The sequence below is a fragment of the Burkholderia sp. Se-20373 genome (assembly GCF_017104705.1).
Classification (GTDB): domain Bacteria; phylum Pseudomonadota; class Gammaproteobacteria; order Burkholderiales; family Burkholderiaceae; genus Burkholderia.
In genome coordinates, this window is record NZ_JAAGPH010000013.1 from 33489 (window position 1) to 46189 (window position 12701).

The 12701-nt window shown below is 64.5% G+C and carries 12 protein-coding genes; 6 read left to right on the forward strand and 6 right to left on the reverse strand.

The features are described 5' to 3' along the window. The first annotated feature begins 342 nt into the window (after positions 1-342). Positions 343-1350 (forward strand): phosphate ABC transporter substrate-binding protein PstS, encoded by a 1008-nt coding sequence (gene pstS, locus G3N96_RS07260; RefSeq protein ID WP_206136788.1) that lies wholly within the window; start codon positions 343-345, stop codon positions 1348-1350. 564 nt (positions 1351-1914) lie between these two features. Here pstS and G3N96_RS07265 read toward each other — a convergent pair. The 3 genes from G3N96_RS07265 to G3N96_RS07275 all read right to left on the reverse strand — a co-directional run bounded on the left by G3N96_RS07265 (position 1915) and on the right by G3N96_RS07275 (position 3657). Then, on the reverse strand, positions 1915-2514 hold the full coding sequence (locus tag G3N96_RS07265) for a DJ-1/PfpI family protein (RefSeq protein WP_124581055.1): 600 nt from the start codon (positions 2512-2514) through the stop codon (positions 1915-1917). 217 nt (positions 2515-2731) lie between these two features. Further along, positions 2732-3145, reverse strand: coding sequence for a hypothetical protein (locus G3N96_RS07270; RefSeq protein ID WP_206136789.1), 414 nt, complete (start codon positions 3143-3145; stop codon positions 2732-2734). 128 nt (positions 3146-3273) lie between these two features. Next, positions 3274-3657, reverse strand: a complete 384-nt coding sequence (locus tag G3N96_RS07275) for an ATP-dependent protease (protein WP_124581051.1) — start codon at positions 3655-3657, stop codon at positions 3274-3276. 111 nt (positions 3658-3768) lie between these two features. On the opposite strand from G3N96_RS07275, the gene G3N96_RS07280 reads away from it, so the two are divergent. After that, a complete protein-coding gene (locus tag G3N96_RS07280) occupies positions 3769-4209 on the forward strand; it encodes a hypothetical protein (protein WP_241022531.1) in 441 nt (146 codons plus the stop codon). A gap of 154 nt (positions 4210-4363) precedes the next feature. Here the strand turns inward: G3N96_RS07280 and G3N96_RS07285 are convergent, their stop codons facing one another. Further along, positions 4364-5809: a DEAD/DEAH box helicase gene (locus tag G3N96_RS07285; RefSeq protein WP_206136790.1), complete on the reverse strand. Its 1446-nt coding sequence runs from the start codon at positions 5807-5809 to the stop codon at positions 4364-4366. A 378-nt stretch (positions 5810-6187) separates the two neighbouring features. Here G3N96_RS07285 and G3N96_RS07290 point away from each other — a divergent pair, with 378 nt between their 5' ends. Beyond that, a complete protein-coding gene (locus tag G3N96_RS07290) occupies positions 6188-6922 on the forward strand; it encodes an ABC transporter substrate-binding protein (RefSeq protein WP_206136791.1) in 735 nt (244 codons plus the stop codon). Between the two features lie 227 nt (positions 6923-7149). Here G3N96_RS07290 and G3N96_RS07295 read toward each other — a convergent pair whose 3' ends face one another. Further along, positions 7150-7794, reverse strand: a complete 645-nt coding sequence (locus G3N96_RS07295) for a carbonic anhydrase (RefSeq protein ID WP_206136792.1) — start codon at positions 7792-7794, stop codon at positions 7150-7152. A gap of 364 nt (positions 7795-8158) precedes the next feature. Between G3N96_RS07295 and G3N96_RS07300 the strand changes: the two genes are divergently transcribed. Both G3N96_RS07300 and G3N96_RS07305 read left to right on the forward strand, forming a co-directional pair. Then, positions 8159-8950 carry an MHYT domain-containing protein gene (locus G3N96_RS07300; RefSeq protein ID WP_124581043.1) on the forward strand — a complete coding sequence of 264 codons (792 nt, stop codon included), beginning with the start codon at positions 8159-8161 and terminating at the stop codon, positions 8948-8950. A gap of 280 nt (positions 8951-9230) precedes the next feature. Continuing rightward, a complete protein-coding gene (locus G3N96_RS07305; RefSeq protein WP_206136793.1) occupies positions 9231-10064 on the forward strand; it encodes an AraC family transcriptional regulator in 834 nt (277 codons plus the stop codon). Between the two features lie 403 nt (positions 10065-10467). Here the strand turns inward: G3N96_RS07305 and G3N96_RS07310 are convergent, their stop codons facing one another. Continuing rightward, the gene (locus tag G3N96_RS07310; protein WP_206136794.1) at positions 10468-11397 is read right to left on the reverse strand and encodes a LysR substrate-binding domain-containing protein; all 930 of its coding nucleotides are present in this window, start codon (positions 11395-11397) and stop codon (positions 10468-10470) included. A 112-nt stretch (positions 11398-11509) separates the two neighbouring features. Between G3N96_RS07310 and G3N96_RS07315 the strand changes: the two genes are divergently transcribed. Continuing rightward, positions 11510-12682 carry an acyl-CoA dehydrogenase family protein gene (locus G3N96_RS07315; protein ID WP_047853245.1) on the forward strand — a complete coding sequence of 391 codons (1173 nt, stop codon included), beginning with the start codon at positions 11510-11512 and terminating at the stop codon, positions 12680-12682. Positions 12683-12701 lie beyond the last annotated feature (19 nt).

Below are 12701 nucleotides of genomic sequence, written 5' to 3' on the forward strand. Positions count from 1 at the left end.
GCGCACGATGACGAACTTCGCCCCTTGTCCGACCTATCCGATCGTCGGTGACGATCCAGGCCAACCGGTCGCTGCCTGCGGCCCCGGTTGCGGTACGTTGCAATCAAGCCTCCGGCGAACGTCATACGAGAAAAATGCGGCACCGAGGCTGCTCCACCCATGCAACGGCGCATCGTGCTCGAAAGCAATCGTGAGACGATCATTGCCGCGGTCAATCGACAGACGTTGCCGAAAGGCGGCCGACAGCCCCCACCCAACCAGTCAGACTGCTCAACCGAGGCCTGCGTACGGGCCGGCATGCCGATATCAGACAGGAGGCGTTACGTGAACAGCCGGATCTTGATGCCCTGCACCCTGGTTCTTGTTGCCCTCCATGCTCACGCGGCAGATATCACCGGCGCAGGCAGCACGTTTGCAGCACCGATCTACGCAAAGTGGGCCGATGCGTACAAGAAGGCGGGCGGCGGCAAGGTCAACTATCAAGGCATCGGCTCGTCGGGCGGCCTGAAGCAAATCAACGCGAAGACGGTCGATTTTGCCGGTTCGGACGCTCCGCTGAAGGATGACGAGCTCGCGAAGGAAGGCCTGTTCCAGTTCCCGACGGTGGTCGGCGGCGTGGTGCCGGTCGTCAACGTGCCGGGCGTGAAGCCGGGTGAACTGACGCTGTCGGGCCCGGTGCTCGGCGACATCTATCTCGGCAAGATCAAGAAGTGGAACGACCCGGCGATCGCCGCGCTGAACCCGAAGGTCAAGCTGCCGGACACGGACATCGCCGTGGTTCGCCGCGCTGACGGCTCGGGCACGAGCTTCATCTGGACGAACTACCTGTCGAAGGTCAACGACGAGTGGAAGTCGAAGGTCGGCGAAGGCACGACGGTCAACTGGCCGACGGGCACGGGCGGCAAGGGCAACGACGGCGTCGCAGCGTTCGTGCAGCGCCTGCCGGGCGCAGTCGGCTACGTCGAATGGGCGTATGCGAAGAAGAACAACATGGTCTACACGGCCCTGAAGAATTCGACGGGCACGGTGGTCGAGCCGAAGACGGAAACGTTCAAGGCCGCTGCTGCAGGCGCGAACTGGTCGAAGTCGTTCTATCAGATCCTCACGAACCAGCCGGGCAAGGACGCGTGGCCGGTCGTCGGCGCGACGTTCGTGCTGCTGCACGCAACGCAAGAGAAGCCGGCACAAGGTGCGGAAACGCTGAAGTTCTTCGACTGGGCATTCCACAACGGCAGCCAGGCCGCCACGGAGTTGGACTACATCTCGCTTCCCGAATCGGTGGTGTCCGAAATCCGCACGCAATGGAAAGCGAAAATCAAGGATGCGTCCGGTAAGCCGATTGCAAACTGAGGAATCCGGATGAGACGCGCAATCGCCCGCATTCGCCTCGCAGCGCAGGAGGACGCAACCGCCGATCGACGCACTCCGCGATGGCGAGCGCGGCCTGATTGAAGCATGAGACGGACGCACTGCCGATCACGTTGCAATCAGCGGACGATTTGAGCCATGTGCGAAGAAGCGCTTCACCGATCCTACGCGTTCCTGAAAGGCTGCCCCCCATGCCTTGCGAAGCCTGCACGACCCTGCACGCGACTGCCGATCCTGTCGCCCATCGGGAACTGGTGGAATTGCACAAGCCAACGAAATTGCGGCCGCTAGGACGGCCCGCAGTCGTCGTGCGACAGTATCGCTGCCGTCTTTGTCATACGAACTGGCTGGTGGAGTCCGATCCGTTGCGAGCCGGCGTCACTGAATGGCTCTGCCTGAACGAGACGGCGAACATTCTCGCGCCCTCTTCCACACCGCGGCCGAACGACATGGCAACCGGGCACGCCGAAGAAGCCGCTATCGGGAACACGACGTTACGGCTGAACCCGGCGCCTTGCGACGGAGGGAACGCCATTTTTTATCGCACTACGGCAGGTAAGGCGTGATGTTCGTCAATGCACGAGACACGTACTCCTCCTTCTCCCCCACCGGCGCCACGTAGTGCAGTGCGCTCCGTGCGGCTTCCTCGCCCTCCAGGCGCGCAATGATCCACGCGGCCAGATACTGCGAAGCAAAGCAGCCACCTGCCGTTGCGACATTCCCTTGTGCGAAGAATGGCTGATTGAGGACTTCGACGCCCGCTTCGACGACCCACGGCTTGGTGGTGAGGTCCGTGCATGCCGGGATGTTGTCGAGGAGGCCCAGCTTTGCCAGCACCAGCGTGCCCGAACATTGGGCGCCAATCAGTTGCCGGGTCGGATCGAGATTGAGCTGCTCCATCAGCGTCGCGTCGTTGACGACCTCCCGGGTTTGAATACCGCTCCCGACGATGACGGCATCCGCCGCGCGTGCGTCCGCCAACGTCGACTGCGCCTGCACGGTCACACCGTTCATCGATGTGACGAAATGCTCCGGGCATGACAGCGTCACCCGCCAGTCGGGCTTCTTGATTCGATTGAGTACGCCCAGCGCGATGAGGGAATCGAGTTCGTTGAAGCCCTGGAAGGTCAGAATCGCGATGTGCATGGGGTGCCCTGCTGAGGTCCGTCGATGCATATTGCCAGATCGGCGCGATGTACGGATTGACGTCGGCGAAAACTGACGGTTGCTGTTTCGGCCACGGGGGCCTGGTCGGCAGGCGCACGTCGCGTTCTCGCATCAGCGCGGCTTTCCGGGCCGGCAGTTCATGAAGCGTAGCTTCACCGGGGAATCGCTTTCCGTTTGGTCCGGTGGGTTCGGAAAGTCAGCGGACGGGCTGTCCGACAATCCGAGCCCACACCGCCCGAACGCGTCGCGCGCGGTCTTCGAAGAGATATGACGCCGCAAGCGTCAAGACACCTGAAATGGCACCCGTCACGATGTGCTCGACATAGGGGATGCGGTAGTGACTCGTGTGCGAGTAGACGTCGCCCAACGTGGTCAGGACGCCAACGACCAGCGCATTGCCGTATCGATTCGCGTAGAGTTTTGCCACAGGCGTGAACGTCAGAAGGACCGCCAGGAGCCCGGTAAGCAGCCCCGTATGAAATGCGATAGTCCAGTGGGCGAGGCTCATGATATTTCCCCAGCTCCCCGGCATGCACGTCATGCACGCACTGGTCGGCTGCCAGAAACGCTGGACGAACAGTCTGACGCGGTGATTCCACTCGGTTGACATGATGCATTCCCATCCATGCCTTCGCCACGGCCGGAGCCGCCACACGTATCGTTGAAACAGTCTCGCGATTGACCTGGCTCCCAGCCCCCGCACGCGGTACGCTTTGCGCCCCCAATGGCAAGCCGTGATCAAAGATCCCCGCGCACTTCACCGGTTCCCAGCGCGCTCCGCTGCCGGTTGACTTCCGCCCAAAGCTCATCGCTGTCGTCGTCGCGCAGCACGACCATCCAGTCCAGTTGATCGTCGGTCACGTCGAAGTATTCCAGGATTTCCCGTCGAGCCGCGTCGATGAACTGCGCGTATTCCGGGGTTGCCTGCGCCCGCGCGTGCAACGCGTCGTATTCGGCATCGTCCGCGCCGCCGCCGTGCTCGTCGATATAGCGCGAGATCCACTGGTCTCGTTCGCGGTCGTAATCCGCCTCGGCACGCATCGCCTGCAAAGCCGTGTAGAAATCCAGTTGGGCAAACGCGGCGATCGCCGCCGTTGTCGCCTCGTCGAATGGTGTCGTCATTTCATCTCTCAAGTCGGTCATCGCACATCATCGCACGGGCCGCACCCGGGCAGGTGCGTCGATTCCGGACCGCGCGCACATGCCATAATTCGCCCGTTCCCGAGCTACCGGATGCATCGTGTCATACGCGAAATGATTTTGATCAGATCAGTTGCCGCCTGTCTGTTGATGGCTGGATGTCTTGCTGCAGCGCACGCCGAGGCGTATCCACCCGAAGTATCGCGAAGCATCGACAAGCTTCAGTCCCAATGTGCCCGCAAGTCCAACGATCCCAAGGCGCCAGCCTGCATCGAATACAAGGCCACGTTGGCCCGCACCGTTCCCTCTGCCGTCCAGGCACTGATGCGTCAGGAAGAAGTCGCCAACGACCAATGCCGGAACGGCCCGGCACCGAAATTATTGCCCGACGGGCAATATGCGCCGGGAAGCGCCTGCGCACAACGCGAACAGCTGATGAAAACCCTTCGCCAGCACAACTGGTGCTGGGGCCATACGGATATGGATAGCTACCTTCCGGGTTGGGTGATCTGTCATCCCGGTGAATGGCAGTAAGGCCGCACCCATAGCGGGACAGCATTCCGCAAGGCTGCCGCGGCGGATTGCAGGTCCCAGCCTTCGCCGGCGACGCGCGCACCCGCTGTTACCGCAGCAAGCAGTCGAACAGGTTTCCCGGCCATGCGTCCAGTCTCTCGATCTGCCTTTGCAATCAGGACGGACGTTTCCCACGGCCACCCGCCGGTTTGCCAGCCGGCTTGCGTGCGCCCGCCGCCGGCTTGCCGGCAGATTTGCCACGCGGCTTTTGCACGCTGAACGGGCTGCCGATGGTGTAGTCCGGTCCGTTACCGGCCGGCTTCCCGTGTGGCGCGGCAGCCTTGCGCTTGTTCTCGCCACCTTGCGGACGCGGCTTTTTACCCGACACCGGCACGGCAGCCGACGCAGCGTGCGGCACTTTCGGCTTCTTGGGCTTTTTGGGTTTCTTGATGATCTCGCCCGTCGCGCTGGTTTCCGGCACGCGGTGTTCGGCCTCGAAACCCGGCTCTTCTTCACGGCGCAGCGTTTGCTTGATCAGCGCTTCGATCGCGGCCAGTTGCGGCGCTTCGTCCGCACACACCAGGGACACCGCCACACCGCTGGCGCCCGCGCGGCCGGTACGGCCGATGCGGTGCACATAGTCTTGCGCCACGATCGGCAGGTCGACGTTGATCACCAGCGGCAGGTCGTCGATATCCAGCCCGCGCGCCGCCACATCGGTGGCCACCAGCATCTGGACTTCACCCGTCTTGAAGCGCTCCAGCGCACGCAGGCGCGCCGGTTGCGGCTTGTCGCCGTGGATGGTGTCGACGGCATAGCCCGCTTCGTCCAGCATCGCCGCCAGGTAATCCACGCCATTGCGCGTCTTGACGAATACCAGCGCATGCTCCCACTTGTTCTCGGCCACGAGGTGCATGAACAGGTCGGGCTTGTTCCGTTTGTCGACCGTCACCACCCACTGCTTGATCTTGCTGGCCGTGGCATTGGGCGGGCTGACGCTGATGTTGACCGGACTGCGCAGGATGGTCGCCGCCATCGCGCGGATATCGTCGGTAAACGTGGCCGAGAACAGCAGCGTCTGGCGCTGCACGGGCAGCGCGGCAAAGACGGCGTTGAGCTCGCGTGCAAAGCCGAGATCCAGCATGCGGTCGGCTTCGTCCAGCACCAGCGTCTGCACCTGATCGAACTGCACCGCGTTCTGGCGATTGAGGTCCAGCAATCGGCCCGGCGTGGCCACGAGCACATCCACGCCCTTGCGCAACTTCATCATCTGCGGATTGATGCTCACGCCGCCGTAAGCGGCCAGAAACCGCAAATCGAGGCCCTTGCCGTAGGCGATGAAGCTTTGCAGCACCTGTTCAGCCAATTCACGCGTGGGCACCAGCACCAGCACACGTGCGCGGTTGCTGGACACCGCCGGGCCGTGTTGCACCAGCCGCTGCAACAGCGGCAGCGCAAAACCCGCCGTCTTGCCCGTGCCGGTCTGGGCGCCCGCCATCACGTCCTTGCCACCGAGCACGACGGGAATCGCCTTGGCCTGTACCGGCGTGGGGGCCTGGTAATTGAGGTCCTGCAGGTTACGCAGCAAGGGATCGATCAGGCCGAGCGAGGCAAAAGACATGGACGTATTCCGGACTAAAACCGCAATTCTAGCGGTTGCCGGGCGAATCAAGGCCCACTGCGCCGGCTGGGCGGCGCCGATGGGGAGCGACGCCACGGCCAACCGACAGCCGCCGCTGGCGCGAAGCAAGCAAATCGCGCCCTCTTTCCGCACCAAATCGCCTGTCGCAGCCACGCAATCCCTTTGCCCGTCCATCACTGTTGCGGCCACACGATGAGGGGAACACACCTGTCTCGCGCCTCCCGATTGGCGCCGAAGGCAGCCTTGCGCCGCTCGACGCCGCTCGATGACGAAAGCCAGGTGATAAGCTCGATGCCGACGCGCGGTCGCACATCGACGCGCGCCACACCCTGCCCCTACGACCGCCACGAGCCTCCCATGCCCCTCGCCCCTTCCGTCCTCTCCGCGTTCACGCCGACCGGCACGCTGCGCGCGTCGATCAACCTCGGCAACCCGATCCTCGCGAACCGCGACCCGGCGACGGGCGAACCGTTCGGCGTGTCGATCGACCTTGCGCGCGCGTTCGCCGGGCGCCTGTCGGCCGAGCTGGAACTGGTCGTGTTCGACACTGCCGGCAAGTCGGTGCAGGCGCTGACCGACGAGCGCGCCGATTTCGGCTTCTTCGCAGTCGATCCGCTGCGCGGCGAAACGGTCGCGTTCACGGCGCCGTACGTGCTGATCGAGGGGTTCTATCTGGTGCGCGACGCTTCGCCGATCCGCACGAACGCGGACGTCGACCAGCCCGACAACCGCGTGACCGTCGGCAAGGGCAGCGCCTACGACCTGTTCCTCACGCGCGAACTGAAGGCCGCGCAGATCGTGCGTGCGCCGACGTCGCAAGCGGTCGTGCAAACCTTCGTCGAACAGCAACTGGAAGTGGCCGCGGGCGTGAAGCAGCAGCTCGAGGCCGACGCCGCCAAAACGCCCGGCCTGCGCCTGCTCGACGAGCGGTTCATGGTGATCCGGCAGGCCATGGGCGTGCCGAAGAGCCGCGGCGAAGCGGCCGCGGCGGCATTGAATGCGTTCGTCGAGGAAATGAAGGCGTCGGGCTTCGTCGCGGATTCGCTGCGGCGGCATGGCATCACCGGCGCATCCGTCGCGCCGCAAGCGTGACGGCACGGGGCGTTACGCAGCGATCTACAGCTGCGATCGCCCCGCTTTACGGCCGCACGACTTCGCGCGGCCGCGTCGGGTGCAGGAAGCCGTGATCGAGATGAAGTCATCGGGCATGGGCGGAACCGACCTTCGCGACCGCCGATACAGATCGGACCGCAGATCGGCGCTTTCGATTGTCCGACTCGGCAGGGTGGATGCGACCGGCCGGAACGAAGCGCCGGCGCTCAGTACGACTTGACCGCCACCGTGGCCGGCGACTCGCTCAACGGAACAAAATGGCGCGTCGTGCCGTCGAGTGCGTCGATGCGCCCCATCTCGATGTCGTAGACCCAACCGTGCAGATTCATGCGTCCTTGCTCGAGCGCGAGCGCAACCGACGGATGCGTGCGCAGGTTGGCGAGCTGGGCGATCACGTTCTCGCGCACCAGACCGTCCAGCTTGTCCCGAGGGGAGTCGAACTGATGCGCGGCATTGATGGCTTTCGCGGCATCGGAATGGCGCAACCAGTTCGCGACAGCCGGCATATGGTCGAGACACGTACACCGTGAGATCGCGCCCATCGCGCCGCAATCCGAGTGCCCGCAAATGACGATATCCCGCACGCCGAGCACGGCGACCGCATACTCGACGGTAGCCGACACGCCGCCCGGTTCCGGTCCGTACGACGGGACGATGTTGCCCGCGTTGCGAATCACGAACAGTTCGCCGGGCTCGCGCTGCGTCAGCAGCTCGGGCACCACGCGGCTGTCCGAGCACGTCACGAACAGCGCCTTGGGATTTTGGGCGGTGGCGAGCTGCTTGAACAGCTCGACACGTTGCGGATAGACCTCGCGCTGAAAGCGCAGGAAGCCGTCGATGATGTCGCGCACGGGACTCTCCTGATACGAATTCACGGCGGGCGGGCAACGCGATCGTACGCTGCCGTCCGCCAGGGCGGCCGACATTATCGCAGATCGGCGACGTCGTGATGAGGCTGGCGCGGACGTCGGTCAACCGGACTTCCTCGACGCGCCCCCTGCGCGCACGGCGCATCCGGTCCGGTCCTCCCGGAACCGAAAACCCGGCACGATCCGGGGACGTCCGCCGCACCGACGCACCACCCTAAGTGGGCAGCGGCGCCCTTGATTCGATTCCGGGTTTCGGTATATTTGCGGGACACACGAGGGGATGGCGCACTCGCAAAAATAGGGCGCCCTCAAACGACCAAAAAGCCTATAACCGAGAATAACGATCATGTCCGGCACCTACGACCTTACGCTCGTCGTACTTTCCTGCCTGCTTTCGATCCTCGCATCGTTCACGGCACTCAATATCTCCGATCGCCTGAATCTCATCGGGAATCGTTCGATCTGGCCCTGGATCGCATTCGGCGGGTGCATCATGGGGCTCGGCATCTGGTCGATGCATTTCGTCGCGATGCTGGCATTTCACCTGCCGGTCGCTGTCGGATACGACATTCCCACCACCGTCGCTTCCTTGCTGATTGCGATTGCGGCTTCGACAGTCGGCTTCGTCCCGCTCGCCCGCTTCGCCCTGCACTGGCCGCAACTCATCGTCAGCGCAATCGTCATGGGGCTGGGCGTCGCCGGCATGCACTATCTCGGCATGCAGGCAATGAGCATCTGCTCCGGTATTCGATACCAGCCCTGGTTGGTCGTGCTGTCCGTCATCATCGCGATCCTGGCAAGCGGCGCCGCCTTGTTGCTGGCCTTCGACCTGCGCAGGCCGAGCACATTCGGCAGGACACGCCAGATCGGTTCGGCCATCGTCATGGGCGTGGCCGTGTGCGGGATGCACTATTGCGGCATGGCAGCGGCCAGTTTCGAACGAGGCAGCGACGCGACCGCAACCCTCGCCAATCTACCCGCACCGTGGCTGGCCGGTATCGTCGTGACCGTCAGCCTGGTGATTTTCCTGGTCGCCGCCGTGATCATGCTGCTGGATGCCAGGATCAACACCCAGGCGCGAGAACGCGTTCAGACAACGTTGAGCACCCATCTCGATCGACGGAATCCGACTCGCTGACAGCGCACGCTCGACTTCATCCGGGCCAGTCAAACGGGCCTTTCCCCGCCTTCCCGGCCCGGCGCACCAGGTGCCCGGGTGGACGGCCGCTTCGGCGCGCATCATCCCGATCGACGCACCGCCGTTCAACGGCAAGCTCAGGCGGCGGGCATGGCTGGCGCGGCTGTAGCGGCTGTAGCGGCTGAAGCGGCTGAAGGCGTGCGGGCGCGGGTTCCCGTTCCAAAAAACCGCAAAATCTGCAAACCCGCCGACCCTACATTGCTCCTCCAGGAGCCCGCAATTGAAAACCCGAACCCTGACCCGATACGCCCGGCGCATGGACCCCGTCCTGCGCTGGCTGGCAAGCCACCCCGACGCCGACCCGGATCTGTATCGGCTGGCCGACCTCGCGTGTCTGTCGCCGTATCACTTTCATCGCGTCTACCGCGCGATGATCGGCGAGACGGTGAACGCCACCGTGCAGCGCATTCGCATGCACCGCGCGGCGGTCGCATTGGGTGGGACCGGGATGCCATTGCGCGATGTTGCGCAGCAAGCCGGCTATGCGTCGGATGCTGCCTTCAGCCGTGCGTTCGGCGCGACCTTCGGCCTGGCGCCGGGGCGCTACCGCGCGGCCCGCTCCGTTCCGTTCAATCCACAGGAGCTCGGCATGTATCCCGTTACCATCGAAACCTTCCCTGGCACCGTACTGGCCGCACTGCCGCACCACGGCAGCTATCAGGACATCGGCCCGGTCTTCACCCGTGCCTTCATGCTGGCCGCCGCCCGCGGCCTGGCGCGCCCCGAGGCGATCGGCTTCGGCGTGTATTTCGACGATCCCGAACAGGTGCCGGCCGACCGCTTGCGCTCGATGGCCGGGATGTCCGTCGCGCCCGACGCCGAAGTGGGCGACGAGCTGGAACGCTTCGAGATTCCCGCCGGCCGCTGCGCGATCCTGACCTACACCGGGCCGTACAACGAAATGGACCAGCCGTATAACTGGATGTTCTCCGAATGGCTGCCCGCGAGCGGGGTGGTGCCGGCCGACTTCCCGATGTTCGAGCAGTACCTGAACGACCCGCGCAGCACGCCGCCCGCGCAGTTGCAGACGCGCATCTGCATGCCGTTGAAGTAAGCGCCGCGCGCCCCGGCGGAAGCACGCCGGGGCCTGCCGGCGATCGCCTGCCCCGGCCTGTCCCGCCGGGGTAAGACCGCACGTGAGGCGGCTCACGCCGACATCACGCTCGCCTTAGGGCCTGTTCACGCTAATAACGGGCTTGCGAACGTGCCTTTCCGCGCGCAGTGCAAGGAGAGAGGAGGCGTAATAGCCGTAGCTATTGCAACGACGAACGACGCCGCAATGCGGGCGGAAAGGCACGTTCCCCTGTTTGGAAAAATTCTCTCGTGGGGCTGGCCCCCAGAAGGGCCGACCGCCGCGTCATGCTCCTTGCGAATACGTTGAGTATTCGCTTCGTCGCATTCCTTGCGCTCGGCCCTTCTGGGGGCCAGCGCAAGCCCGTTATTAGCGTGAACAGGCCCTAACCCAGCCAGCGCGCATCCGGCCAGTCGCCCTGGTCGAACGTCGCCTTCACGCAATCGAGCAGCACACCGACCACGCAGCGAACCGGTGCGGTCGCCTGCCGGCTGCTGGGCGCCGCGAGCACGATCGTGCGCCGGACACCCGGCGACGCGAGCGGCGCCGCGCTCAGGATCCCGCGCTCGACCTCCTGCGTCACGCCGACGGCCGGCAGGATCGTCCAGCCGTGGCCTTGCGCGACCAGTTCCTTCTGCACGCTCAGCGCATTGGTTTCGGCGAACACCTGCAACGTCACGCCCGCCTCGGCCGCCGCGTGCTCGATCGCCGCGCGCAGGCCCTGTGGCGCGGAAGGCAGGATGAACGGCTCGCGCGCGACCCGATCCAGCGACACCGGCCGCTTGTGCGACAGCTTGGCCGACGGCGCCGCGACGGCCCACAGACTTTCGTCGATCAACGCCTTGACGTGCAGCGCGGGGGTCCCCTTCTGCCCGTACAGCAGCGCCGCATCGACATCGCCCGCTTCGAGCCAGTCCTGCAGATGGCCCGCGTAGCCGATCGTGAGCCGCAGGCGGATGTGCGGGTAGCGCCGCGCCACCTCGCCCGCCAGCCGCGTGGCCAGCAGGTCCGACGTGCTCGCCAGCAGCCCGATGCTCACGATGCCCGCCACCGGCCCGTCGGTCGGCTGGATCTCGGCCTTGGCGCGCGCCACCTCGTTGAGGATACGGCGCGCGTATTCGAGCATCGTCTTGCCCGACGGCGTGAGCTGCATGCCGTGCCGGCTGCGGTCGAACAGTTCCGTCCCCATGTCCTCCTCGAGCAGGCGCAGCTGCCGCGACACGGCCGGTTGCACGAGATTCAACAGGCTCGATGCCCGGGTGACGTTGCCCGTTTCGGCTACGGTGACGAACGCACGCAATTGCTTGAGATCCATCGCGGATACCTCGATACCAAAAACTGATTCGACGATCAGGAAATTCTATTGTTTAAGAAATCCATCAAAACTTATTATGGACTCGACCCATGCCAATGACGAGACACGATTCATGAGCGCCTCCGTTTTCTCCGCCCCCGACCAGTACCAGGCAATCCGCGACGCGGTACGCGGCCTGTGCAATCAGTTTCCGGCCGACTACCACCGCAAGATCGACGAGGCGCGCGGCTATCCCGAAGCGTTCGTCACGGCCCTCACGCAGGCCGGCTGGCTGGCCGCGCTGATTCCGCAGGAATACGGTGGCCCGGGGCTGTCGATGGCCGAGGCGTCGGTGATCATGGAAGAGATCAACCGCTCCGGCGGCAATTCGGGCGCGTGCCACGGACAGATGTACGTGATGAACACCATCGTGTTCAGCGGCACCGAAGCACAGAAGCAGCGCTACCTGCCGCGCATCGCGGCAGGCGAACTGCGCGTGCAGTCGATGGGCGTGACCGAGCCGACCACCGGCAGCGACACCACCAAGCTCAAGACCACGGCCGTGAAAAAGGACGGCCGCTGGGTCATCAACGGCCAGAAGGTGTGGATCTCGCGGGTCCAGCACAGCGACCTGCTGATCCTGCTCGCGCGCACGACGCCGCTCGACCAGGTGCAGAAGAAGAGCGATGGGCTGTCGTGCTTCATCGTCGAGCTGGACAAGGCGATCGGCAACGGCCTCACGGTTCGCCCCATCCTCAACATGGTCAACCACGAGACCAACGAGCTGTTCTTCGACAACCTGGAGCTGCCGGAAGACGCACTGCTCGGCACCGAAGGCAAGGGGTTGAAGGTGATCTTCGACGGCCTGAACGCCGAGCGCACGCTGATCGCGGCCGAGTGCATCGGCGACGGTTACTGGTTCCTCGAGAAAGCGCGCGACTACGCGAGCGAGCGCAAGGTGTTCGGCCGCCCGATCGGGCAGAACCAGGGCATCCAGTTTCCGCTCGCCGAATCGTTCATCGAGCTGGAGGCCGCGAACCTGATGCGCTGGCGCGCGTGCGAGAAGATCGACGCGCGCCAGAACGCCGGCGTCGAGGCCAACATGGCCAAGTACCTGGCCGCGAAGGCCAGTTGGGAAGCGGCCAATGCGTGCCTGCAGACGCACGGCGGCTTCGGCTTCGCGTGCGAATACGACGTGGAGCGCAAGTTCCGCGAAACGCGCCTGTACCAGGTTGCGCCGATTTCCACCAACATGATCCTGGGGCATGTGGCCGAGCATGTGCTGCAGCTCCCCCGTTCCTATTGATTCCGGAAGGATTCCTCTC

Excerpts from the sequence above, each read along its gene's own strand:
- pstS (WP_206136788.1), top strand. The coding sequence starts at position 343 with ATGCCCTGCACCCTGGTTCTTGTTGCCCTCCATGCTCACGCGGCAGAT.
- G3N96_RS07265 (WP_124581055.1), bottom strand. The coding sequence starts at position 2,514 with ATGCACATCGCGATTCTGACCTTCCAGGGCTTCAACGAACTCGATTCC.
- G3N96_RS07270 (WP_206136789.1), bottom strand. The coding sequence starts at position 3,145 with ATGTCAACCGAGTGGAATCACCGCGTCAGACTGTTCGTCCAGCGTTTC.
- G3N96_RS07275 (WP_124581051.1), bottom strand. The coding sequence starts at position 3,657 with ATGACGACACCATTCGACGAGGCGACAACGGCGGCGATCGCCGCGTTT.
- G3N96_RS07280 (WP_241022531.1), top strand. The coding sequence starts at position 3,769 with ATGCATCGTGTCATACGCGAAATGATTTTGATCAGATCAGTTGCCGCC.
- G3N96_RS07285 (WP_206136790.1), bottom strand. The coding sequence starts at position 5,809 with ATGTCTTTTGCCTCGCTCGGCCTGATCGATCCCTTGCTGCGTAACCTG.
- G3N96_RS07290 (WP_206136791.1), top strand. The coding sequence starts at position 6,188 with ATGCCCCTCGCCCCTTCCGTCCTCTCCGCGTTCACGCCGACCGGCACG.
- G3N96_RS07300 (WP_124581043.1), top strand. The coding sequence starts at position 8,159 with ATGTCCGGCACCTACGACCTTACGCTCGTCGTACTTTCCTGCCTGCTT.
- G3N96_RS07310 (WP_206136794.1), bottom strand. The coding sequence starts at position 11,397 with ATGGATCTCAAGCAATTGCGTGCGTTCGTCACCGTAGCCGAAACGGGC.
- G3N96_RS07315 (WP_047853245.1), top strand. The coding sequence starts at position 11,510 with ATGAGCGCCTCCGTTTTCTCCGCCCCCGACCAGTACCAGGCAATCCGC.